The sequence below is a fragment of the Stutzerimonas stutzeri genome, assembly GCF_038561965.1.
GTDB classification, from domain to species: domain Bacteria; phylum Pseudomonadota; class Gammaproteobacteria; order Pseudomonadales; family Pseudomonadaceae; genus Stutzerimonas; species Stutzerimonas stutzeri_AA.
Map to the genome: position 1 here is coordinate 2,951,340 of NZ_CP139348.1, position 23,890 is coordinate 2,975,229.

A 23,890-nucleotide genomic window follows, 5' to 3' on the forward strand; every position below is an offset into this window, starting at 1 on the left:
GCTTGCCACTGCCGGGAAAACTGCGCAATTACCGCCGCTACGCCCCACTGATCATTAGCGTTTTGCTTCTTTGCCTGTTCGCGGTCTACCTCGCGACTCAGATCGAGCAATGGATGACGCTTTCCCGCGCCCCTGCTCCAGCGGACATCTATGAGCAAGGCGCTGGAAACCCAGGCGGGCCAGATATGCAGCGCCTGGAAATACTCTTCGGCTCAGCCGCCCCCTCTGATACTTCCGCGCCTTCGGCGACTGCCAGCGGGTTCACCCTGCGTGGCAGCTTCGTTCATATCGAACCGCAACGATCCAGCGCCATTGTCCAGGTCGACGGACAGCCTCCTCGGCTGTACTGGCATGGCGAGGAGCTGTCCGGTGGTGTCAGCCTGCACAAGGTCTACCCTGATCGAGTCGAGCTGCTGCGCAACGGCACCGTTGAGGTCCTGCATTTCCCGCAAGTTCGCTCGCAGAGCTACATCCCTGACGAACCGATCGACACGACGTATCAGGACGAAGAACCCTATGCCGAACCTTCGGATGAGGAAACGCAGCTGATGCAGCAGCAGATGGACACCTTGCGCCAGCAGCTGGAAGACGCCGTCAACCAGCCCGACACCACGCCCGCTAACGACCAGCCCATGGAAGACGATTGACCGATGCCGAAGCCTTTTTCGCGCCCGTTGCTTGCCCTGCTCGCCACCAGCCTGCTGGCCGTCCCCCTGCCTCTGCTTGCCGCCGAACCCGGTATCGAGCCGAGTAATACCCGGCAGGACGGCTGGACCATCAACCTGAAGGACGCCGACATACGCGCCTTCATCGATCAGGTCAGCCAGCTCAGCGGCCAGACCTTCATCGTCGACCCGCGAGTGAAGGGACAGGTCAGCGTTGTCTCCAACGCCACGCTGTCGCTTAGCGAGGTCTACCAACTGTTTCTTTCGGTGATGGCCACACACGGATTCAGCGTACTGACCCAAGGCGACGTCGCACGGGTAGTGCCGAATGCCGAAGCCAAAGCCGAGGCAGGCGGTGGTCCTTCCGGCGGTGATCAACTGGAAACTCGGGTAATCCAGGTTCAGCACACATCCGCTGCGGAACTGATACCCCTGATCCGTCCGCTGGTGCCGCAGTTCGGTCACCTGGCCGCGGTTTCATCGGCAAACGCACTGATCATCAGTGACCGCAGCGCCAATATCGCTCGGATTCAGGATCTGGTCCGGCAGCTTGATCGCGCCGAAAGCAACGACTACGCCGTGCTCAATCTGCAGCACGGCTGGGCTGTGGATATCGCCGAAGTGCTGCGCAACTCACTGATGCGTGGTGATGCGAAAACCACCGCCGGCGTGCAGATCATCGCCGACTCGCGGACCAACCGACTGATCTTCATCGGACCCAGCGAGGCCCGCGGCAAGCTCGCCTCGCTGGCGCAGACCCTCGACACGCCAACCACGCGCTCAGCCAACACGCGTGTCATCCGCCTGCGCCACAATGATGCGAAATCGCTGGCCGAAACCCTCGGTGATATATCCGAAGGCCTGAAGAACCCAGAGAGCGGCGAAACCGCCACGACCCGGCCGCAGAACATCCTGATTCGCGCCGACGAAAGCCTGAACGCCCTGGTTCTGCTCGCCGACCCGGAGCTGATCGGCACCATGGAAAGCATCGTCCGACAGCTCGATGTACCTCGAGCCCAGGTAATGGTCGAAGCGGCGATCGTCGAGGTATCAGGCGACATCACCGACGCCCTCGGCGTGCAATGGGCGGTGGACGCTCGCGGCAGCACTGGCGGAGCCGGTGGCGTCAGCTTCGGCAACACGGGTATTTCGGTCGGCAGCGTGCTCAATGCAATCAACGCAAACGAGGTTCCCGACAACTTGCCCGATGGCGCGATCATCGGCATCGGCACGCGCAGTTTCGGCGCCCTGGTTACCGCACTGTCGGCCAACAGCAAGAGCAACCTGCTATCCACGCCAAGCCTGCTGACGCTGGACAATCAAGAAGCAGAAATCCTTGTCGGGCAGAACGTGCCGTTCCAGACCGGTTCGTACACCACCGATGCGGCCGGGGCGAACAACCCGTTCACCACTATCGAGCGCCAGGACATCGGCGTGACTCTCAAGGTCACGCCACATATCAACGAAGGCGCCACGCTGCGCCTGCAGATCGAGCAGGAGATTTCCTCGATTGCCCCAAGCGCCAGCCTGACCGCGCAAGCGGTGGATCTGGTGACCAACAAGCGCGCCATCAAAAGCACCATCCTTGCTGAAGACGGCCAGGTCATCGTACTCGGCGGCTTGATTCAGGATGACGTTACCCGCACCAATGCCAAGGTACCGCTGCTGGGAGATATCCCATTGCTGGGCGCACTGTTCCGCTCGACGCAGGAAACCCACATCAAACGAAACTTGATGGTATTCCTGAGGCCGACGGTGATTCGCGACCGTGCCGGTCTGGCCGCTCTTTCCGGTAAGAAATACAGCGACATCCGGGTCATTGAAACGGACTCGGCCAGTCCGAGCATCCTGCCGGCGAATCCTGCGCAACTGTTCGATGGACGGGGCGAACCGGCACCGGCCATCGATCTGCGTCAGTGAAAATCGGGGCGCTGGCTGCTGCGTGCCTGGGCCTGCTTACGCAGGCCAGGCAACGGGATGTCGTATACGCGACTTAGAGCGCGGCGAGACCGCGGGCCATATCAGCCTTGAGATCCGCTACATCTTCCAGCCCGACCGCCACGCGAATCAGGCTGTCACGAATGCCCGCGGTCACGCGATCGTCCGCGGACAATCGGCCGTGAGTAGTCGAGCCTGGATGGGTGATGGTGGTCTTGCTGTCACCGAGATTAGCGGTGATCGAGATAAGGCGTGTTGCGTCGATGAAACGCCAAGCCGCCTCTTTACCACCGGCCACCTCGAAACTCACCACTGCGCCGAATCCCTTCTGCTGACGCTTGGCCAGTTCGTGCTGTGGATGGCTGGGCAAACCCGCATAGTAGACGCGCTCAATACCCGGCTGCTGCTCAAGCCACTCGGCAAGCTGCTGGGCGCTGGCGCAGTGCGCCTGCATGCGCAGCCGCAGCGTTTCCAGTCCTTTGAGGAATACCCAGGCGTTGAAAGGACTGAGCGTCGGCCCCGCGGTACGCAGGAACCCGACCAACTCTTTCATCTGTTCGCTGCGACCGGCAACGACGCCGCCCAAACAGCGGCCCTGACCGTCGATATACTTGGTCGCGGAATGGATCACGATATCCGCCCCCAGAGCCAAGGGCTGCTGCAACACCGGCGTACAAAAGCAGTTATCGACTGCCAGCATCGCACCATTGGCATGACAAAGCTGCGCCAGCGCAGGGATGTCCACCAGCTCGGCCAGCGGATTGGATGGCGACTCGACGAACACCAGCTTGGTGTTTTCCTTGAATGCCGACTCCCAGGCGGAGAAATCGGTGAGCGGAACGTAGTCGACCTGCACCCCGAAGCGCTTGAAGTATTTCTCGAAGAGCGAAACGGTGGCACCGAATACGCTACGCGACACCAGCACATGGTCACCGGCCGAGCACAAGCTCATGACGGTGGCGAGAATGGCTGCCATGCCGGACGCCGTTGCGACCGCTTGCTCAGCGCCTTCAAGTGCCGCCATACGCTCTTCGAAAGCGCGCACGGTGGGGTTGGTGTAACGCGAATAAACGTTGCCCGGCACATCACCCGCGAAACGAGCAGCCGCATCGGCAGCACTGCGGAACACATAACTGGAGGTGAAGAACAGCGGCTCGCCATGCTCGCCTTCCGGCGTGCGTCGCTGCCCGGCGCGTACTGCCAGCGTATCGAGCCCCACACCCTGCAGATCGCTGTCCAGCCGGCCGGCTTCCCATTCAGTCGTCATAGCTTTTACCTCAGCCGGGGCAGCCGAGGCTGCCACGCCGGCATGAATCAGTTGTTGTAGAGATCAATGATGGCGCTGACTGCATTGGTCTTGACCTTGCTCAGGTCATTGCGCGCCTGCTCGATCTTGTGCAGATAAGCTTCGTCGATGTCGCCCGTGACGTAGTTCCCATCGAAAACGGCGCAATCGAAGTTATCTATCTTGACCTTGCCGCCGCCTACCGCGTCGATGAGATCTTCCAGATCCTGGTAGATCAGCCAATCAGCACCGATCAGTTCGGCGACCTCTTCGGTGCTGCGATTGTGCGCGATCAGCTCGTGCGCGCTGGGCATGTCGATGCCGTAAACGTTCGGGTAACGCACCGCCGGCGCGGCCGAGCAGAAGTAGACATTCTTCGCCCCAGCTTCACGGGCCATCTGGATAATCTGCTTGCAGGTGGTACCACGCACGATGGAATCGTCCACCAGCATCACGTTCTTGCCGCGGAACTCAAGCTCGATGGCATTGAGCTTCTGACGCACCGATTTTTTGCGCGCAGCCTGGCCGGGCATGATGAATGTGCGACCGATATAGCGGTTCTTGACGAACCCCTCGCGAAACTTCACACCCAGCCGGTTAGCCAGCTCCAAGGCAGCGGTACGACTGGTATCAGGGATCGGGATGACGACGTCGATGTCGTGATCGGCGCGCTCGCGCAGAATCTTGTCGGCCAGCTTCTCGCCCATGCGCAGGCGCGCCTTGTACACCGAAACGCCATCCATCAGGGAGTCAGAGCGTGCCAGGTAGACGTATTCGAAGATGCATGGGGCAAGCTTTGGCGCTTCCGCACATTGGCGAGTGAACAGCTTGCCGTCAGTAGTGATGTACACCGCTTCGCCTGGTGCCAGATCGCGAATCAGGGTGAAGCCGAGCACGTCGAGCGACACACTTTCCGAAGCGATCATATATTCGACGCCTTCATCGGTATGACGCTGACCGAAGACGATAGGACGAATCGCGTTGGGATCGCGGAAGCCGACGATGCCATAGCCGGTAACCATCGCAACCACTGCGTATCCGCCGCGACAGCGGTCATGGACTTTGCTCACTGCCGCAAAAACGTCTTCTTCTGTCGGCTGCAACTTGCCGCGCACCGCCAGCTCATGGGCAAACACGTTGAGCAGCACTTCCGAGTCGGAATTGGTGTTCACATGTCGCAGATCCGACTCGTAGATTTCCTTGGTCAGCTGATCGACGTTGGTCAGGTTGCCGTTGTGCGCCAGCGTAATGCCATAAGGCGAGTTGACGTAGAACGGCTGGGCCTCGGCGGAGCTGGAGCTGCCGGCAGTGGGATAACGGATATGGCCGATGCCCATGTTGCCGACCAGGCGCTGCATGTGGCGCTGCTGAAAGACATCACGAACTAGCCCGTTGTCCTTGCGCAGAAACAGGCGTCCGTCATGGCTGGTCACGATACCGGCTGCATCCTGGCCGCGGTGCTGCAGTACGGTAAGCGCGTCATATAGCGCCTGATTGACGTTCGACTTACCGACGATGCCGACAATGCCACACATGCAAGGAACCTCTCAGTTATTACAGGCAGACCGGATACGACGGCAGACCGGGCATCCGTGAAAAAGGAATCAACCGGGCGGAGTGAGCGAACCGGCGAACCATTGGCCGCTGAACCCCAGAATGAGGTTCTTCGACCAGTCAGCAATCAAAAGAAAGTGCGGTAACAATCCAGACTCGCGCCACCAGAGGTCCTGTTCGACCGGCGCGAGGCTCAGCAAGCCGGCCAAAACCACGACCAACAGTCCACCACGCGCCGCACCGAAGACCATACCCAGGAAGCGGTCGGTCCCGGACAAACCGGTCACCCTGATCAGTTCACCGATCAGAAAATTCACCAGGGCCCCTACCAGCAAAGTAGCGACGAACAGCAATGCACAGGCTGCGATGACTTGCGCCGAGGGTGTGCTGATGTATTCCGCGAGATGGTGGGACAGCGCACCACCGAACATCCATGCGACCACGCCAGCAATGATCCAGGTAACCAGCGAAAGCGCTTCCTTGACGAAGCCGCGCTTCAAACTGATCAGACTCGATACTGCAATAACCGCGATGATGGCCCAATCGACCCAGGTGAAAGTCACGATGTCTTCTGCAAAGGGGAAAAGGCGGCGCATTTTAGCAGAGCGCGAGCGCCAGGAATACGCGCCGGGTGCCCGGCGGCAATGCGCTGATCGAGGGCGGTGCTCAGGCTCTCGGCCAGCGCTTCAGCAATTCAGCTACCTTCCGGCTTGAAGCGCACGACGAAGCCGTCGAGCTTTTGCTGTCGCTGCAGGACATCGCGAAGCCGATTCGCCTCACTGCGCTCCACCAGCGGCCCGACGAAAACACGGTTCATACCGTCTGCGGTGCGGATGTAGGCGTTATAGCCCTGCGAACGCAAAGTCTGCTGCAGGCTTTCGGCACTGGCCCGATTGGACAGGCTGGCCAGCTGAATCGACCAGCTGACCGGCAGGTTGTTGTTGTCCAAGCGCGGCTCAGCTACCGGTGGCTGCGGCTGCGCGGCGGACGGTTGCGCGGCAGGCGCTGGCGCGACCGGGACTACCGGCTCGATCGGCGCTGGCGCTTGCTGAGCTACCGTAGGAGCGGTAACTGGCTCAGCATTCTCTTCGATGATTTCGAAACCTTCCGGCACCGACCCTGGCTCTTGCTCAGGCTCCGGCACGTCGACCGGCTGCATCTCGATTTCGGCAACCACTGGCGCTGCGGGGATAGTCGGTGCATCGACTGTGACATGGCGCAGGTCGTCTTCCCGATTGAACAGCATCGGGACAAAAATCACAGCCAGCGCAACCAGCACCAGCGCTCCAACCATGCGTTGCAGCAGTCCCTTATCGAGCATCGCCATCCCCACTCTCCTCCGCCTGTTGATCCAGCCATTCAAGCGCCGCAGCCACGCAATAGAACGATCCGAACACCAAGACTTGGTCATCGGGTTCAGCCATGGCGCACTGAGCATCGAGCGCCTGCTCGATGCTCGCATACTCGCTGACCCGAGCGCCTCGCTCAAGCAGCGCGGCGGCCAACTGTGTAGCTGATTGCGTACGAGGCGTAGGCAACGGGGCGACAGCCCAGCCAGTGATGCACGTCCCCAGCGCATCGAGCACGCCGTCGAGATCCTTGTCTGCCAACAGGCCAAAGACGGCCAACCGGCGACCAGCAATCGGGCGCTGCTCGATGCGTTGAGCAAGGTAACTGGCCGCGTGCGGATTGTGGCCTACATCCAGCAGCAGCGAGACCTTGCGGCCACGCCAACTGACCTGCCGACTATCGAGACGCCCTGTCACGCGAGTTCGCTCCAGGGCAGCAGACAAAAACCTAGAATCCCAGGGCAAACCCAGCGAAGCATAAGCCTGCAGGGCAAGTGCAGCGTTCTCCATCGGCAGGGCCAACAATGGCAGCTCATGCAACTCGAGTGGCTCACCCGCTGGACCAACACCGCGCCAATGCCAGGTGCGCTGATCGACAGCCAGATCGAAATCGCGGCCGCGCAGCAACAGCGGCACCCTCAACGACTCAGCCTGTGCGAGCACCGGTGCAGGCGCATCCAGATCACCGCAGAGCGCCGGTTTGCCTGCACGCATGATTCCGGCTTTTTCGTACGCGACGCTTTCGCGGGTATCGCCCAGCCAGTCGGCGTGATCAAGCCCGATATTGGTAATCACGGCCAGATCGGCATCGACGATATTGACCGCATCGAGCCGACCACCAAGGCCAACTTCCAGCACCGCAGCGTCGAGCCCGGCAGGCTCGAACAACCATAAAGCAGCGAGCGTACCCATCTCGAAATAGGTCAGCGAAACCTCACCACGGGCGGACTCGACGGCGGAGAACGCTTCGCACAGGTCCTGATCGCTTGCCTGGCAGCCATTCAGCTGGACCCGCTCGTTGTATCGCAGCAAGTGTGGCGAACTGTAGCTGCCCACCCGCATCCCCTGGCTGCTCAACAGCGAGGCGATAAAGGCGCAAGTGGACCCCTTGCCATTGGTTCCGGTAACAGTGATAACCAGAGGAGCCGGCCGCGTCAGGCCAAGCCGCGCCGATACCGCCAGAACCCGGTCCAGCCCCATATCGATGGCAGAGGGGTGCAACTGCTCCAGATAGGCAAGCCAGTCGGCCAGACTCCGGCCGGTCATGCAGTGGCCGTTACCTGAGCGGGTTCGACCGGGCTTGGCAACTTCTGCATCTGCGCCAGCAGACGCGACAGACGTGCGCGCAACTCCGAACGCGGAATGATCAGGTCGATCGCACCATGATCTAGCAGGAACTCGCTACGCTGGAAACCTTCCGGCAGCTTCTCCCGTACCGTCTGCTCGATCACGCGCGGACCCGCGAAGCCAATTAGTGCCTTGGGTTCTGCGACGATCACGTCGCCGAGCATCGCCAAACTGGCCGAAACACCGCCGTACACCGGATCGGTGAGCACGGAAATGAACGGTAGGCCCTCTTCACGCATGCGTGCCAGCACGGCGGAAGTTTTGGCCATTTGCATCAGGGAGATCAGCGCTTCCTGCATCCGCGCACCGCCAGAGGCAGAGAAACAGATCAACGGGCAGCGCTTTTCCAGAGCCACGTTGGCGGCTCTAACGAATCGCTCACCGACGATTGCGCCCATGGAGCCCCCCATGAAGGAGAACTCGAATGCACAGGCCACCACAGGAATATTGACTAGCTTGCCGCTCATAGCGACCAGAGCATCCTTCTCCCCGGTCTGCTTCTGTGCTGCAGACAGGCGATCCTTGTACTTCTTGCTGTCGCGGAACTTCAGACGGTCAACCGGCTCCAGTTCTGCGGCAATTTCCTCTCGGCCTTCGGCATCAAGGAAGATATCGAGCCGAGTACGGGCATCGATACGCATGTGATGCTGGCACTTCGGACAGACGTCGAGAGTCTTTTCCAGCTCGGGGCGGTAAAGAACCGCCTCACAGGACGGGCACTTGTGCCAGAGGCCTTCGGGGACCGAACTCTTCTGCGTCTCCGAGCGCATGATCGAAGGGATCAGTTTGTCTACCAGCCAGTTGCTCATGCTCTTGTTCTCCAAAGCTTCAGTCCCGAGCGCACTCGCGCTGCAGGCAGATTCATCGTTGCGACCGACATATGCGGGCACTGGTCGCGTGAGCGATGCGCCCACACCAGGCGCATCCGCGGAACTCCGATTTCCACACATGGGAAATCCACAAACACTGTGCTGGTCTAACCAGCGACTCGTTACTGGACGGCCACGGCCGCCCAGGCGTCACATGGCCGAGCGCACGCGCTCGACGAAGTCCGTCACCTTGGACGTATCCTTGATTCCCTTGCTCGCCTCTACGCCGCCACTGACATCCACGGCATAAGGCCGGACCTGGGCAATGGCCTGCTGGACATTCTCCACTGTCAGACCTCCAGCAAGAATCAATGGCTTGGCCAACCCAGGTGGAATCAGCGACCAATCGAAGCGCTCTCCCGTCCCACCGGGCACGCCGGCAACATATGTATCCAACAGAATGCCGCTGGCATTGGCGTAGCGAGCCACTTGAGCTGCAATATCCTCACCGCCACCAACTCGCAGTGCTTTGAACCAGGGGCGGTGAAAGCCTTCGCAATCCGCTGGGGTCTCATCACCATGAAATTGCAGAACATCCAGCGGAACAGCGTCGAGAATCTCATTGATTTCGCAACGACTGGCATTGACGAACAGCCCGACGGTAGTAACGAAAGGAGGCAAGACCGCAATAATTTCGCGGGCCTGCTGCACGCTCACAGCGCGAGGACTTTTAGAGTAGAACACCAGGCCGATGGCATCAGCCCCAGCTTGAGCGGCGACCAGGGCGTCCTCGATACGAGTGATCCCGCAAATCTTGCTACGAACGACTGGCACCGAGATACCTACCTATCGAGACGGAAACGGGATGGTAACAAAAGACCCGCCACCTGCAAGCGGATAGCCGCTGTAACGCACGCGGCGCCATCAGCGGCGCACGTCCGGTAAACCTGACAGGAAGTGCGGGCCGAGATAGCGCTTCGGCAGCTCGAACTCTTCCGGATAGTCGACTTCGATCAGATAGAGCCCATACGGGTGCGCGGTAACCCCGCCCGTTCGGCGTACCCGCGAATGCAGCACTTCCGCCGCCCACTCTACCGGCCGTTCACCTGCACCGATGGTCATGAGCACGCCAGCGAAGTTGCGCACCATGTGATGCAGAAAGGCATTGGCTCGCACATCTATGACGATCAGCCGACCATGCTCGAGCAGCTCAAGGTGATGAATGGTTTTGATTGGCGACTTGGCCTGACATTGCCTGGCACGGAAGGCACTGAAGTCATGAGTACCGACAAATGCCTCGGCAGCAGCGCGCATCCTCTCAATATCGAGAGGGCGATGATTCCAGGTAACCTCTTCAGCCATGTGCGCCGGACGGATCTGATCGTTGTAGATCACATAACGATAACGGCGAGCCATGGCACTGAAGCGAGCGTCGAAATGGCGTGGCATTTCTTTGGCCCAGGTGACGCTGATGTCGTGCGGCAAGTTCATGTTCGCACCCATGACCCATGCATGCATGGTGCGCGAGACAGGCGTATCGAAATGCACTACCTGGGCGCTGGCGTGCACCAGCGCATCGGTGCGCCCGGCACAGCTCAGAGTAACAGGATGGCCGCCGGCCACCTTGGACAAAGCGGTTTCGAGCGACTCCTGAATGGACGGAACGCCTGCGCGCTGACGCTGGAATCCGCGATAGCGGGAGCCTTTGTATTCGACGCCCAAGGCGATTCTGGAAACGCCGACGGCAGCCATTTCGGCTGCCGTTTCGGGTACTGCTTTGCTCATGGTCAGGCTAGTTTGGCGAGCATATCCCGCGCCTCTTGCTGCTGGACGTCGCTGCCCTCAGCAATCACTTCATCGAGGATATCGCGCGCACCTTCAGCATCGCCCATGTCGATATAAGCTCGAGCCAGATCCAGTTTAGTGGTGGTTTCGTCCGTATCAGAAAAGAAGTCGAAGTCATCGTCCGCACCGGCATCAGCATCTGCTACGCCACGATCAGCTGCGATTACTGGGGCTGGTTCTTCCAGATCCTTGGACAGATCCTCCAGGTCGGCTTCGACCTCACTCAGCTTATCGGCAAAGTTACCTGGCTGCGCTTCGAAAGCCGGCTCGTCCAGCGAGATGTCGAACCCTTCCGGGAGCTCATCATTAGGGCTTGCCACAGGCTCAGCCAATTCGAAATCAAGCTCATCACTTTCGAAAGCGGTAGACGCAGCAGCAGGCACTTCGTCATCGAGATCCAGTGAAAACTCGTTATCAGCCGCTCCGGCTTGCTTCTCGCTTTCCAGGTCGAAAGAGAAATCTGACAGATCATCGCTCTGGGCTACCGACGAATCGCCGTCTTCTTCCAGATCAAACGAAAAATCGCTTGCCGCGGATTGCGGGTCGCGCTCAAGTTCCGGCTCATCCAAAGTCAGATCGTCGAAGTTCAACGATTCACCTGCCGGCGCAGCAGTCGGACGCTCATCGTTTAGATCGATATCCAGGTCTTCCAGGCTGAGGTCGAATGCATCATCCAGATCCTGCCCTGCGGACGGAACAGACGGATCATCGAGCTGAAGGTCGTCAAGATTGAAGCTATCCACATCCATCTGAGTAGCCGCAACAGCAGCTGCCGAGCCACCCATCGCTGCCATTGCCGGATACTTGTATTTCAGCTGCTCGACTTCGCTGGTCGCTCCGCCAATTTCGCGCAGTTCCGCTTCTTCGCGGGCAAAGCCGTCTCGATTGCCAAGCTCTGCATAGACTTCCATGAGCTTGAGCCGCAAGTCACTACGCTGGGGCTCATCGTTAAGGGCGTTCTGCAGCAGCTCGGCTGCCTGATTGAACCGGCCATACGCAATGTAGATGTCGGCCTCCGCCAGCGCGTCGCCTGTAGAGGCGGTCAGTTCATCCGACGGCGCAGATGCATTCGAGCCTTGAAAGGAAGTGGACTCAGGCTGTTCCTGGCCAATGTCGACGTATGTGGGCGTTCCGATTCGCAAATCGTCTACCGTATCGTCCGCCATCAGGCTTTCCTGCAGTTCGGCTTCCTTCATTGCGTTACGGCGCGATAAAGCCATTAGCCCGAGCAGCAGTAGCAAGAGGGCGCTACCGCCGACCACGCCAAGTAACAGCGTATTGGACAGCAGGTCATCAATCAGCCCCTTGGGCTCTGGCTCGGCAACCGGTGCTGCCGGCTTCGCGGGGGCAGGTTTAGCCGCCGGCTTTGCAGCGGCGGGACGCTCAGCCGGGGCGGGAGCGGCGGCCGGTGCTGGTTCTTGCTGGCTGGCGACAGAGCCTGCCGCAGAGTCGACTCCGTTCGCGCCGCCCTCGACCGCTGCTTGACCTTCCGGTGATTGAACCGGGGCTGCATCAGGCTGCGCGGAAGCGCCATTCGCAACAGGCGCCTGACTATCAGCACCCAGTTGCACTTGCAACTTGGCAAGCTGGTCATCCTTGAGCTGCATCAGACGCTGCAACTTCTCCAGCTGCCCCTGCAGATCATTCAAACGGTCTTTGAGCTCATCATTTTCGCGGCGGCTGGAATCCAGGCTTTCCTGAGTTACGGCAAGCTTATCGCGCAGCGCCTTGCCACCGTCTGCAGAGCCAGTATCAGAGCCTGCAGTGGACTTGCCAGAATCAGCGGCGACCAGCCGCAGATTGTCGCCGGAGTCGCTACGAGACGGAGCAGCACCTGCCTCCGTACGACGAGTCGCATCAAGTTGACGAGTTCCTGCAACCGCCCCGCTCCGACCCTGACGCCAGGCTGCGTTCTGTTCCGCAACCTGACCGATAGCCTCGGACTGAGAGCGACGGGAAATTTGCTCGGCATCCGGCAGGCGCAGCACCTGCCCGCTCTTCATACGATTGATGTTGCCATCAATGAAGGCGTTCGGATTGAGGTCCTGAATCGCCAGCATCGTCTGGTGCACTGTTCCGCTACGACGATTACGCTCTGCGATATCCCAAAGCGTATCGCGAGCCGACGTTTTGTACTCAGTACCGGTCTGAGTAGCAACAGCCGTCGAAACACTGGAGGAAGGGGTGGCAGCCGGGCGCGCGGGAGCGGAGCGAGCGGGCTCGACGGCCCTTACAGGTGCTGAGATCGGCAATTGAGGAGCGGCCGCAGCGGCAGTTTCAGGGGAATACAGTGGCGGATCCAGCAGCAACGTGTACTCACGAAGTAGCCGCCCGCTAGGCCAGAGCACTTCTACGAGAAAGTTGAGATAGGGCTCGCGTACAGGCTTGCTGGAAGAAACCTGGATGACGCTTTTTCCGTTCGGACGCAATACCGGAGTGAATTTCAGATCGGTCAGGAAATACTGACGATCAATTCCGGCACGATTGAATTCCTCAAGCGAAGCCAGTACCGGGATGACCTCTCCCGGCGCGAGGCTGTTGGCATCAAGCAGCTCGATTTCCGCGATCAGCGGTTGATTCAATGACGACTGAAGCGTGACCTCTCCCAACCCAAGCGCGTGGGCCATTTCTGTAGTCAGCGCGGTAGCAGCCGCGATTGCCAGCACCAGATTGCGAACCCGAACCATTATTTAATCCCTTGTTTATCTTTTTTCTCGAACTACGAGAGGGTCTTATGTCACTGCCCGCGCCACCTAGCGGTGGCTCCCCATCAGCGATAAGCCGTTCAGCGCATCGGCTAGAAATATTCTTTGAATTACCAGTAAGTATCTTTTACAGATAGTCTTTTATCAACAACTCACCAGACTGCACAGCGTTTAGTGCCGCGCCTTTTCGCACGTTATCAGACACAATCCACAAATTGACTTCGCGTGGATCGCAGATGCCGCAGCGGACTCTACCGACGTAGATGACATCCTGGCCAACCGCGTCACCGACCGCTGCCGGGTAGTCATCCGACTCTACAACCTCTACTCCAGGGGCCGCATCCAGCGCCAGCGTCACGGCCTGCGCATCGGCTTCAACGGCACCCTGTAAAGAAACGATGAGACTTTCGCCAAAAAACACTGGTGCTTGAACGAACGTAACGGCTATCACGAGTTCAGGACTATCCAGTAGCTGGCGAAGCTCTTCAACCAAACGCTTCTCCTGCGCGCCATACCCTTGAGCATCAACCGCCTCGGTTTGCGCGAGCATGTTGAACGCCATCTGCCGGCCAAACACCCGCGGCTCCAAGGGACGTGCATTCAGTAACTCAGAGGTTTGCCTTGCGAGTTCCTTTACGCCAATCTCGCCGCGACTGGACACCGGAAGGCACGCTGTCACGGTAACGCGTTGCAGGCCAAGCTGCTGCCGGACAGGTGCCAGCGCAATCGCCAGTGCAACCGACTCAGGCAGAGGGCTGGCAACGGCACGGCGGTCCAGTGAAGAATCGAGCAGCGCTCCATTGACCTCTGGCACCAGACACGGCTGCTCCTCCACGGATATCGAGCCAGACAGATCAACGATCCGGCAGCCGGCCGTAATTGCCCTGGCATGACACTCGCTCACCAAAGCCGAGGCGCCAACAAGAAACACCAGCTGCACGCGTGTGAAATCGAAGCGATCTACGCCGGCGACGCGCAGATTTCGTCCTTTGAATGGAACCGTGTGCCCAACGCCCTCACCATCGTCCAGCAGGTGCAGCTCGCTCAGCGGAAACGCGCGCTCCTCGAGCACCTCGACCAGCGCTTCGCCGACCAGGCTGACCGCCCCTACAACCGCAACACCGACACCTGTGGGCATCGCCACCTCCATACACTAAGGACCGGCACTGTAGCGAAATGACAGATCACCGCAAGCAGCGCCGCCGAGCGGCACGCCGCGCAAATGAAAACGCCGCGAACAAGTCGCGGCGTTGCACACGTTACACAATGCGCATCAACGCTCCAGCAGGATACGCAGCATGCGGCGCAGAGGCTCGGCGGCACCCCACAGCAATTGATCACCCACGGTGAACGCACCCAGGTAGTGCGACCCCATATTGAGCTTGCGCAAGCGCCCGACCGGCACAGCAAGAGTACCGGTAACCGCTGCGGGACTCAGCTCCTGCATGCTGGCATCACGGTGATTCGGCACCAGCTTGACCCAGGGGTTGTGCTGGCTGATGAGCCCTTCGATATCGGAGATCGGTACGTCCTTGTTCAACTTGATGGTCAGTGCCTGGCTGTGGCAGCGCATCGCACCGACCCGTACGCAGATGCCATCGACCGGGATCGGGTTTTTGAACCGACCGAGGATCTTGTTGGTTTCGGCCTGCGCTTTCCACTCTTCGCGGCTCTGCCCGTTAGGCAGCTCCTTGTCGATGTACGGGATCAGGCTACCCGCCAGCGGTACGCCGAAATTGTCGACCGGGAAGGCTTCGCTGCGCTGGGTTTCGGCAACCTTGCGATCGATGTCCAGGATGGCGCTGGCAGGATTGGCCAAGTCATCGGCCACCGCCGCGTTGATGGCACCCATCTGCTTGATCAGCTCGCGCATGTTCTGCGCGCCGGCACCGGAGGCCGCCTGATAGGTCATCGCGCTCATCCACTCGACCAAACCGGCTTCGAACAGGCCGCCAAGGCCCATCAGCGCCAGGCTGACGGTGCAGTTGCCACCAATGTAGTTCTTGGTACCGGCATCCAGCTGCTGGTCGATCACACGGCGGTTCACCGGATCGAGGACGATTACCGCATCATCCTGCATGCGCAGTGAAGACGCCGCATCGATCCAGTAGCCCTGCCAGCCGGCTTCACGCAGCTTCGGGAAGACTTCGCTGGTGTAGTCGCCGCCCTGACAGGTCAGGATCACATCGAGGCCTTTCAACTCGTCGATGCTGTAGGCGTCCTTCAGCGCAGCGGTTTCCTTGCCAATATCGGGGCCTTGGCCACCAACATTGGAAGTGGTGAAGAACACAGGCTCGATCAGGTCGAAGTCCCGCTCTTCCAGCATCCGCTGCATGAGCACGGAACCGACCATACCGCGCCAACCGATCAGACCTACACGTTTCATCGCAACTACACCTATAGAAAAAGTGGCCCGCGCAGATTAAGGCGGGCCAGAAGATTACAACTTCGCGAGGGCCGCGACTACTGCATCGCCCATCGCCTGAGTGCCGACTTTGTTACAACCTTCGGACCAGATATCGCCGGTACGCAGGCCCTGGTCGAGCACATCACTGACGGCCTGTTCGATGACATCAGCTGCGGCGACCTGATTGAAGCTGTAACGCAGCATCATCGAAACCGAGAGGATCGTCGCTAGCGGATTGGCGATGCCCTTGCCGGCGATATCCGGTGCCGAACCGTGGCACGGCTCGTACATGCCCTTGTTCGCTGCGTCCAGCGAAGCGGATGGCAGCATGCCGATCGAGCCGGTCAGCATGGACGCTTCGTCCGAGAGGATGTCGCCAAACATGTTGTCGGTGACAATCACATCGAACTGCTTAGGCGCACGGACCAACTGCATCGCGGCGTTGTCGACGTACATGTGGCTCAGCTCGACCTCGGGATAGTCCTTGGCCACTTCTTCGACCACGGCACGCCAAAGTTGGCTGGACGCCAGCACGTTGGCCTTGTCCACCGAGCAAAGCTTCTTGTTGCGAACCATGGCCATGTCGAAACCGACCTTGGCGATACGACGGATTTCGCTCTCGCTGTACGGCAGCGTGTCGTACGCCATGCGCTCGCCGTTCTCCAACACCTTGCTTTCGCGCGGCTTGCCGAAATAGATCCCACCGGTCAGCTCACGAACGATCAGGATATCCAGCCCGGCGACGATCTCCGGCTTGAGCGAGGAGGCGTCGGCGAGTTGCGGATAGAGCAGCGCCGGACGCAGATTGCCGAACAGGCCCAGCTCGGAGCGAATCTTCAGCAGGCCGCGCTCGGGGCGGATGGCCGGATCGATCTTGTCCCACTTCGGACCGCCCACGGCGCCAAGCAGGATGGCATCGGCGGCGCGCGCACGCTCAAGGGTTTCGTCCGCCAGCGGTACGCCATACTTGTCGACAGCCGCACCACCCAGTTCGTCATAGCTCAGTTCAAAGTCCAGCTGGAACTTGTCATTGGCCAGCTGCAGTACCTTGACTGCCTCGGTCATGATCTCCGGGCCGATACCATCGCCGGGGAGAACCAGAATCTGTTTGGACATCTCTTATTCCTTAATAGGGGAGTCAAATCGCGGCTGGGGCATTTCGTAGGATGGGCTTCAGCCCACCCTACTTGGCAATACTCAGCCTACTTGATCGCGCCGAACAGCCAGGGTTGGGTCTGCTGGTGACCAACTTCGAAAGCCTTGATCGCCTCGGCGTCCTGCAGGGTCAGGCCGATGTCGTCGAGGCCGTTGAGCAGGCAATGCTTACGGAAAGCATCGACTTCGAAGCCGTATTGCTTGCCATCCGGGCGCGTCACGGTCTGCGCGGCCAGGTCGACGGTCAGCTGGTAGCCCTCGCTGGCATCGGCCTGCTGGAACAACTCGTCCACCTCTTCTTCCTTCAGCACGATCGGCAGCAGGCCGTTCTTGAAGCTGTTGTTGAAGAAGATGTCAGCAAAGCTCGGCGCAATGATGGTACGGAAACCGTACTCTTCCAAGGCCCAGGGCGCGTGCTCACGGGACGAGCCGCAGCCAAAATTCTCACGTGCAAGCAGCACGCTAGCGCCTTGGTAGCGCGGGAAGTTCAGCACGAAGTCCTGATTCACCGGGCGCTGCGAGCAATCCTGGTTGGGCTGGCCGACGTCCAGATAGCGCCACTCGTCGAACAGGTTCGGACCAAAGCCGGTGCGCTTGATCGACTTGAGAAACTGCTTGGGAATGATCTGATCGGTGTCGACATTGGCACGATCCAGCGGGCAGACCAGACCGGTGTGTTGGGTAAAGGCTTTCATCCGTTATCTCCTCAGGCCTGGACCAGTTCGCGTACGTCGATGAAGTGACCGGTGACCGCCGCAGCAGCAGCCATGGCCGGGCTGACCAGATGAGTACGGCCACCAGCGCCCTGACGGCCTTCGAAGTTACGGTTGGAAGTCGAGGCGCAATGCTCGCCGCTGCCCAGCTTGTCCGGGTTCATCGCCAGGCACATGGAGCAGCCCGGCTCTCGCCATTCGAAACCTGCCTCGACGAAAATCTTGTCCAGCCCTTCAGCCTCGGCCTGCTGTTTCACCAGGCCGGAGCCCGGTACGACCATGGCCTGTTTGACGTTCGCTGCGACCTTGCGTCCTTTGGCGACTTCAGCCGCGGCACGCAGATCCTCGATCCGCGAGTTGGTGCAGGAACCAATGAACACACGGTCCAGCTTGATTTCAGTGATCGGCTGGTTAGCGGCCAAGCCCATGTACTTCAGTGCCCGGACGATGGAATCACGCTTGACCGGGTCGGCTTCGGCGGCAGGGTCCGGCACGTTCTGATCGACCGCCAGCACCATTTCTGGCGACGTACCCCAGCTCACTTGCGGCTTGATGTCCTCGGCCTTGAGCTCGATGACGGTATCGAACACCGCGTCGTCATCGGAAACCAGCCCCTTCCACAACTCAACGGCCTTGCTCCAGTCGGCGCCCTTCGGTGCGAACGGGCGACCTTCGACGTAGGCAACGGTCTTTTCGTCGACAGCCACCATGCCCACGCGGGCACCTGCTTCGATCGACATGTTGCAGATGGTCATACGCCCTTCCATGGAAAGACCGCGGATCGCGCTGCCGGCGAACTCCAGGGCATGACCATTGCCGCCGGCGGTGCCGATCTTGCCGATCACGGCCAGCACGATGTCCTTGGCGGTAACGCCGAAGGGCAACTCGCCTTCAACGCGTACCTGCATGTTCTTCATTTTCTTGGCTATCAGGCACTGGGTCGCGAGCACATGCTCGACCTCCGAGGTGCCGATGCCATGAGCCAGCGCACCGAACGCGCCATGGGTGGAGGTATGCGAGTCGCCACAGACGACCGTCATGCCGGGCAGCGTCGCGCCCTGCTCCGGGCCGATGACGTGAACGATGCCCTGGCGCACGTCGTTCATCTTGAATTCGAGGATGCCGAAGTCATCGCAGTTCTCGTCCAGCGTTTGTACCTGAATGCGCGACACCTCGTCGGCGATCGCTTCCAGACCGCCCTGGCGCTCACCCTTGGTGGTCGGCACGTTGTGATCCGGAGTGGCGATGTTGGCGTCGATACGCCATGGCTTGCGATTGGCCAGACGCAGGCCTTCGAACGCTTGCGGAGAGGTCACTTCGTGAAGGATGTGACGGTCGATGTAGATCAGCGACGAACCATCGTCGCGACGTTTCACCTCGTGCATTTCCCAGAGCTTGTCGTAGAGCGTCTTGCCGGCCATCGGACTTTTCCTCATCTGCTTTCTATGCGGGGCGAATAGCCCTTGCGCTTATGGGGTCGATGCTAGGGGCTTGCATTCAATTACTCAAATTCATATTTTTCATTCAATGCATTCCCGCCTGGAATCGAGAGATACGTCCATGGATCTAGCCAACCTCAACGCTTTCATCGCCATCGCCGAAACAGGTGGCTTTTCACTGGCGGCAGAGCGCCTGCATCTGACTCAGCCGGCCGTCAGCAAGCGCATCGCCGCGCTGGAGTCGCAACTGGATGTGCGCCTGTTCGATCGGCTCGGCCGTGAGATCGGCCTGACCGAGGCCGGTCGTGCTCTGCTGCCGCGCGCCTATCAGATTCTCAATGTGCTCGACGACACGCGTCGTGCGCTTACCAACCTCAATGGCGACATTGGCGGACGGCTGAGCCTGGCGACTAGTCATCATATAGGCCTGCACCGCCTGCCACCGCTGTTACGCGCGTTCACCCGCACTTATCCGCAGGTCAGCCTGGATATCCGCTTTCTCGATTCGGAGGTCGCCTACGACGAGGTGCTGCACGGCCGCGCCGAACTGGCTGTGATCACCCTTGCCCCGCAGACGGCTGAACCAGTCAGGGCGGTAAAGGTGTGGAATGATCCGCTGGACTTTGTCGTCGCCCCCGAGCACCCGCTGGCGAGCAAGGCCAATATCCGGCTCGCCGACGTCGCCGGGCATCCGGCCGTCTTTCCCGGCGGCAACACCTTTACTCACCACATTGCCCAGCGATTGTTCGAGCGTGAGGGCCTGGCGCCCAATATCACCATGAGCACCAACTATATGGAGACCATCAAGATGATGGTCTCCATCGGCATCGCCTGGAGCGTGTTGCCGCGCAGCATGCTCGACGACCAAGTGGTCAGCCTGCCCTTGCCAGGTATCCAGTTGGAGCGACAACTCGGCTACATCTTGCACACCGAGCGCACGTTATCCAATGCGGCCAAGGCCTTCATGGCACTGCTGGACGCCGAACGCGACAGCTGATCGAGCCAACGCTCCGAAACGAAGAAAGGCGCCATGCGGCGCCCTTCTTTACTTTCCCATCAACCCTCCAGCTCGGGTCGCTGATCGGCATTGATCGGGATGCGCTTGGGCTTGGCTTCTTCCGGCACGATGCGCACCAGGTCGATGTTGAGCAGGCCGCTGTTCAGCGCCGCCCCTTTAACCTCGATGTGATCGGCCAGACGGAACGACAGCTTGAACGCGCGCTGGGCGATACCCTGGTGCAGGTAGGTGACGTTCTCGGCTTCCTTTTCCCGGCGCAAGCCGCTGACGGTTAGCACGCTGCGCTCCACCTGCAGATCGAGATCGGACTCCTCGAAGCCGGCGACTGCGATCACGATGCGATATTGGTCGTCGCCGTGTTTCTCGATGTTATAGGGTGGATACGAGCTGCCCGTCTCGTTGCGCAAGGCAGACTCGAACAGATCGTTGAAACGATCGAAGCCCACGGATTGCCGGAACAGAGGAGCCATGGGGAGCGAACTCATGATAAACCTCCTGAAATCAGCGAGTTGAAACAGGCGGGACCCGACTTCGGCATCCCGCTGAGCCCCAGATAAGAGCTGCTTTGCAGATTTCAAGGCGCAGAAACGAGCCTGCCGACAAGAACACGAGGTAACGCCATGTCCAGAGTCATGCTGATTACCGGTGCCAGCCGGGGTATCGGAGCCGCAACGGCGCGGCTGGCGGCCCACCAGGGCTATGCCCTCTGCCTCAATTATCACCAGCGCGAAGATGCAGCGAACCAGGTGCTCGAGCAGGTCCGTGCTGCAGGCGCCTCGGCGATCACGATCAAAGCCGATGTCGCCGACGAAAATCAGGTGCTGCACATGTTTGCGGTCATCGATCGTGAATTCGGCCGCCTGGACGTGCTGGTCAACAACGCCGGCATGCTCGAACAGCAGATGCGCCTGGAGCGGATGGACGCCGCACGCTGGGCAAGAGTGCTCGGCACCAACGTGATCGGCAGCTTTCTATGCGCCCGCGAGGCGATCAAGCGGATGTCCACGCAGCATGGCGGCCAGGGCGGGTCGATCATCAATCTCTCGTCCATCGCAGCGCGGCTGGGCGCGCCCGGCGAGTACATCGACTACGCAGCGGCCAAGGGCGCCATCGACAGCATGACGCTGGGCCTGGCCAAGGAAATCGCCGGCGAAGGTATTCGAGTCAATGCGGTGCGACCCGGGGTGATCCATACCGACATCCACGCCAGCGGTGGCGAGCCGGATCGAATCGAACGGGTCAAGGCGAGCGTGCCCATGGGACGTGGCGGCCAGGCAGAGGAGATCGCCGAAGCCATACTCTGGCTCGCCAGCGAGCAGGCGAGCTACACCACCGGCGCGCTGCTGGACGTCAGCGGGGGCCGCTGAGCGTGCTCACGCCAGCGCCGCCATACCCAGACCAGCCATATCGACATCCAACATCGCATCGATCCGGGCGCAATCGTTTTCCCGGCGCAAGGCCGTAAATAGGGCCACGGCCTCGGGATAATTTCGCGTCAGCAAAGCAATCCACTGCTTGAGCCTGCCGGGTGCGTAGCGTGGCGCGATCTTGCCGCGGGCCTGCTGCCAGAAGTCCACCAGCGTGGGCTGGAACTCCGCCCAACTCATCTCTGGAACGCTCCGCCCTTGTTTAGCGGCAGCGATCTGCCGCGCCAAGTCTGGCCGCGAAACCAGACCACGACCCAACATGATGTTCTCCGCGCCGCTGACTTCACGGCAGCGACGCCAATCGGCCAGCGACCAGATATCGCCATTGGCGTACACCGGCACCGCGACCGCGTCTTGCACCCGCGCCACCCACTCCCAATGGGCAGGCGGCTTGTAGCCTTCGACCTTTGTTCGCGCGTGCACCACCAATTGCCCTGCCCCACCGTCTACCAGCGCCCGCGCGCAATCAATAGCGCTATCCGGGCTGTCGAAACCCAGGCGCATCTTGGCGGTTACCGGAATGTGCGCCGGCACGGCTCGCCGCACCTCGCACAGGATGGCGTGCAACAGCTCCGGTTCCTTCAACAGTACGGCGCCACCGCGCGACTTGTTCACTGTCTTAGCCGGGCAGCCGAAGTTGAGATCAATAGCCGGCGCGCCCAATGAGCAGGCATAGGCAGCATTATCTGCAAGGCAAACAGGATCGGAGCCCAACAACTGGACACGCACCGACGTGCCCGCACGGGTCACTGCACCAGCCATCAGTTCGGGTGCAAGCTTGCGAAAGCTGCTTCGCGGCAACAGACGGTCGGATACCCTGATGAACTCGGTCACGCACCAATCTACGCCGCCCATGCGGGTGAGTACGTCGCGAAGAATTTCGTCGACCAGCCCTTCCATGGGTGCCAAAGCGATTTGCATATCAAGCCAATAGATGATGAAAGGCGGGCATTGTACGGATGCTCGCCCCCTGAATCACGTTTGGCCTGACATCCGCCGCCCGGCTATTCCTCGATCGTGCCGCCTATCGTATCGGTGCCTGTGGTCGCGCCCATGCCGCCGGTGGTACCTGTGTTGCCGGTACCCATCGTTCCAAGGTTGCTATCTGGACGCTCTTCTCCAGTGCGCTCCTCGTGATCGGCCGACTCTTTGTCGGCATGACCGGAATGCGGGGCCTGCGATTCGACCGTCGACCTGCCCGCCGCTCCGCTGGATTCGCCGTCGCCGTTTTTTTGCTCAGACGAGCCGGCAAAGGCGCCCGTCGAACCTGCCAGGAGCAATACTGCTACTGATGTAAGTATCCGATTCATGGCTACCTCCTTCGATAATCAAGGACAGCGCTAGTCGCTGCGCTTTTCCAGCTTCGGACGGCGACGATGCTCCATGTCGGTCTCGTTACCGCCGTGACCAGGCTCTATGGATCTGTCGGCCTGCTCTGCCGATGATGCATCGGATGACGAGCCTGCCGATGCGTCGCGTTCGTTCTCATCTATGTAATCAACGCCGCCGCCGATGCCCATCGAGCCGTTCCCGGCAGCCCCACGATCTGCCGCGCCGGTGTTCTGCGCGAGCGGGGCGCCGACAAAGGGCAGCTCCAGACTTTGCGCGCTTGCCGTCGAGGCAAGCACCGCGATGAATAAACCGAGCTGAATACGCATGTCGGGCACCTCCGCATCGTTCATCAGATAATTTGGGCAGCACTCACGTCGCAGAGTGCAGTGGCGGGCGACCGATGGCACACCGGAACCGCTTTCAGCGGCAGAGGTCACAACCCCAAGGACGAATTTGGATCACAGAAGGAAGCACCGGATGGAACCTGCGCTAATACTGGGAATGATCGTTCTAGGCTGGCTATCAGTAGCGCTAGCGATGCTTTGGGGCATGATGAGGATTGCCCGGCGTCATCATCCGCCACAGGCGCGACCGACCTCACAGCCATCTCACTCCCCTGCGCCAGCCGATCCAATCGCCCTGCCCTCCTGGCACGCCTGACTGCTATTTCCATGTTTTTTGAAATAAACCCGTGACAGCAGCATTTGAAGCTGTAGAATGCGCATCGCGGGATGGAGCAGTCTGGTAGCTCGTCGGGCTCATAACCCGAAGGTCGTCGGTTCAAATCCGGCTCCCGCAACCAATTTAAAAGGCCACTCAATGAGTGGCCTTTTTTTCGCCTGGATTAATGTCACTGTCGCTCAGCTGCCATGCTCAGTGCCGGCGCGGCAGCTAAGCTTTTG

Annotated in this window: 22 protein-coding genes and 1 tRNA gene; 5 read left to right on the forward strand and 18 right to left on the reverse strand. The window is 60.2% G+C overall.

The window, feature by feature from the left end; all coding sequences use genetic code 11:
- The first annotated feature begins 2 nt into the window (after window positions 1-2).
- Together SM130_RS13270 and gspD are read left to right on the forward strand one after the other, a co-directional pair.
- Window positions 3-647, forward strand: a complete 645-nt coding sequence (locus SM130_RS13270; RefSeq protein ID WP_102825579.1) for a type II secretion system protein N — start codon at window positions 3-5, stop codon at window positions 645-647.
- Between the two features lie 3 nt (window positions 648-650).
- A complete protein-coding gene (gene gspD, locus SM130_RS13275; protein ID WP_102825578.1) occupies window positions 651-2,585 on the forward strand; it encodes a type II secretion system secretin GspD in 1,935 nt (644 codons plus the stop codon).
- Between the two features lie 73 nt (window positions 2,586-2,658).
- Here gspD and SM130_RS13280 read toward each other — a convergent pair whose 3' ends face one another.
- The 14 genes from SM130_RS13280 to leuC all read right to left on the reverse strand — a co-directional run bounded on the left by SM130_RS13280 (window position 2,659) and on the right by leuC (window position 19,193).
- Complete coding sequence (locus SM130_RS13280) at window positions 2,659-3,870, reverse strand: O-succinylhomoserine sulfhydrylase (protein ID WP_102825577.1); 1,212 nt, start codon at window positions 3,868-3,870, stop codon at window positions 2,659-2,661.
- 47 nt (window positions 3,871-3,917) lie between these two features.
- A complete protein-coding gene (purF, locus tag SM130_RS13285; RefSeq protein ID WP_102825576.1) occupies window positions 3,918-5,423 on the reverse strand; it encodes an amidophosphoribosyltransferase in 1,506 nt (501 codons plus the stop codon).
- A 69-nt stretch (window positions 5,424-5,492) separates the two neighbouring features.
- Window positions 5,493-6,038, reverse strand: coding sequence for a CvpA family protein (locus SM130_RS13290; protein ID WP_258006878.1), 546 nt, complete (start codon window positions 6,036-6,038; stop codon window positions 5,493-5,495).
- A 98-nt stretch (window positions 6,039-6,136) separates the two neighbouring features.
- Window positions 6,137-6,769 (reverse strand): SPOR domain-containing protein, encoded by a 633-nt coding sequence (locus SM130_RS13295; RefSeq protein WP_102825575.1) that lies wholly within the window; start codon window positions 6,767-6,769, stop codon window positions 6,137-6,139.
- Window positions 6,753-8,057: a bifunctional tetrahydrofolate synthase/dihydrofolate synthase gene (folC, locus tag SM130_RS13300; RefSeq protein ID WP_102825574.1), complete on the reverse strand. Its 1,305-nt coding sequence runs from the start codon at window positions 8,055-8,057 to the stop codon at window positions 6,753-6,755. The genes SM130_RS13295 and folC overlap by 17 nt, the downstream gene beginning before the upstream one ends.
- Window positions 8,054-8,947, reverse strand: a complete 894-nt coding sequence (gene accD, locus SM130_RS13305) for an acetyl-CoA carboxylase, carboxyltransferase subunit beta (protein WP_102825573.1) — start codon at window positions 8,945-8,947, stop codon at window positions 8,054-8,056. Before accD ends, folC begins: the two co-directional genes overlap by 4 nt.
- A 210-nt stretch (window positions 8,948-9,157) precedes the next feature.
- Window positions 9,158-9,781 (reverse strand): phosphoribosylanthranilate isomerase, encoded by a 624-nt coding sequence (locus SM130_RS13310; protein WP_102825572.1) that lies wholly within the window; start codon window positions 9,779-9,781, stop codon window positions 9,158-9,160.
- A gap of 90 nt (window positions 9,782-9,871) precedes the next feature.
- The gene (gene truA, locus SM130_RS13315) at window positions 9,872-10,732 is read right to left on the reverse strand and encodes a tRNA pseudouridine(38-40) synthase TruA (RefSeq protein ID WP_102825571.1); all 861 of its coding nucleotides are present in this window, start codon (window positions 10,730-10,732) and stop codon (window positions 9,872-9,874) included.
- 2 nt (window positions 10,733-10,734) lie between these two features.
- Window positions 10,735-13,479 carry a FimV/HubP family polar landmark protein gene (locus tag SM130_RS13320; protein ID WP_102825570.1) on the reverse strand — a complete coding sequence of 915 codons (2,745 nt, stop codon included), beginning with the start codon at window positions 13,477-13,479 and terminating at the stop codon, window positions 10,735-10,737.
- A 145-nt stretch (window positions 13,480-13,624) separates the two neighbouring features.
- Window positions 13,625-14,635: an aspartate-semialdehyde dehydrogenase gene (locus SM130_RS13325; protein ID WP_102825569.1), complete on the reverse strand. Its 1,011-nt coding sequence runs from the start codon at window positions 14,633-14,635 to the stop codon at window positions 13,625-13,627.
- A gap of 135 nt (window positions 14,636-14,770) precedes the next feature.
- The gene (gene asd, locus SM130_RS13330) at window positions 14,771-15,883 is read right to left on the reverse strand and encodes an aspartate-semialdehyde dehydrogenase (protein ID WP_102825568.1); all 1,113 of its coding nucleotides are present in this window, start codon (window positions 15,881-15,883) and stop codon (window positions 14,771-14,773) included.
- A gap of 54 nt (window positions 15,884-15,937) precedes the next feature.
- On the reverse strand, window positions 15,938-17,020 hold the full coding sequence (leuB, locus tag SM130_RS13335) for a 3-isopropylmalate dehydrogenase (protein ID WP_102825567.1): 1,083 nt from the start codon (window positions 17,018-17,020) through the stop codon (window positions 15,938-15,940).
- Window positions 17,021-17,106: 86 nt separating this feature from the next.
- Window positions 17,107-17,754: a 3-isopropylmalate dehydratase small subunit gene (leuD, locus tag SM130_RS13340; RefSeq protein WP_102825566.1), complete on the reverse strand. Its 648-nt coding sequence runs from the start codon at window positions 17,752-17,754 to the stop codon at window positions 17,107-17,109.
- An 11-nt stretch (window positions 17,755-17,765) separates the two neighbouring features.
- A complete protein-coding gene (gene leuC / locus SM130_RS13345; protein WP_102825565.1) occupies window positions 17,766-19,193 on the reverse strand; it encodes a 3-isopropylmalate dehydratase large subunit in 1,428 nt (475 codons plus the stop codon).
- Window positions 19,194-19,332: 139 nt separating this feature from the next.
- Here leuC and SM130_RS13350 point away from each other — a divergent pair, with 139 nt between their 5' ends.
- Window positions 19,333-20,208, forward strand: coding sequence for a LysR family transcriptional regulator (locus SM130_RS13350; protein WP_102825564.1), 876 nt, complete (start codon window positions 19,333-19,335; stop codon window positions 20,206-20,208).
- A 59-nt stretch (window positions 20,209-20,267) separates the two neighbouring features.
- Here the strand turns inward: SM130_RS13350 and SM130_RS13355 are convergent, their stop codons facing one another.
- Entirely contained in the window at window positions 20,268-20,714 is a 447-nt protein-coding gene (locus SM130_RS13355; protein WP_272890581.1) for an Hsp20 family protein, read from the reverse strand.
- A 135-nt stretch (window positions 20,715-20,849) separates the two neighbouring features.
- On the opposite strand from SM130_RS13355, the gene SM130_RS13360 reads away from it, so the two are divergent.
- Window positions 20,850-21,596 (forward strand): SDR family oxidoreductase, encoded by a 747-nt coding sequence (locus tag SM130_RS13360; RefSeq protein ID WP_102825563.1) that lies wholly within the window; start codon window positions 20,850-20,852, stop codon window positions 21,594-21,596.
- A 6-nt stretch (window positions 21,597-21,602) separates the two neighbouring features.
- On the opposite strand, the gene SM130_RS13365 is transcribed toward SM130_RS13360, so the two are convergent.
- The 3 genes from SM130_RS13365 to SM130_RS13375 form a co-directional block, all read right to left on the reverse strand.
- Complete coding sequence (locus SM130_RS13365; RefSeq protein ID WP_102825562.1) at window positions 21,603-22,577, reverse strand: tRNA dihydrouridine synthase; 975 nt, start codon at window positions 22,575-22,577, stop codon at window positions 21,603-21,605.
- 83 nt (window positions 22,578-22,660) lie between these two features.
- Window positions 22,661-22,966, reverse strand: coding sequence for a hypothetical protein (locus tag SM130_RS13370; RefSeq protein WP_102825561.1), 306 nt, complete (start codon window positions 22,964-22,966; stop codon window positions 22,661-22,663).
- 30 nt (window positions 22,967-22,996) lie between these two features.
- Window positions 22,997-23,314, reverse strand: coding sequence for a hypothetical protein (locus tag SM130_RS13375; RefSeq protein ID WP_102826120.1), 318 nt, complete (start codon window positions 23,312-23,314; stop codon window positions 22,997-22,999).
- Between the two features lie 399 nt (window positions 23,315-23,713).
- Here SM130_RS13375 and SM130_RS13385 point away from each other — a divergent pair.
- A tRNA-Met gene (locus SM130_RS13385) sits at window positions 23,714-23,790 on the forward strand.
- Window positions 23,791-23,890: the final 100 nt, after the last annotated feature.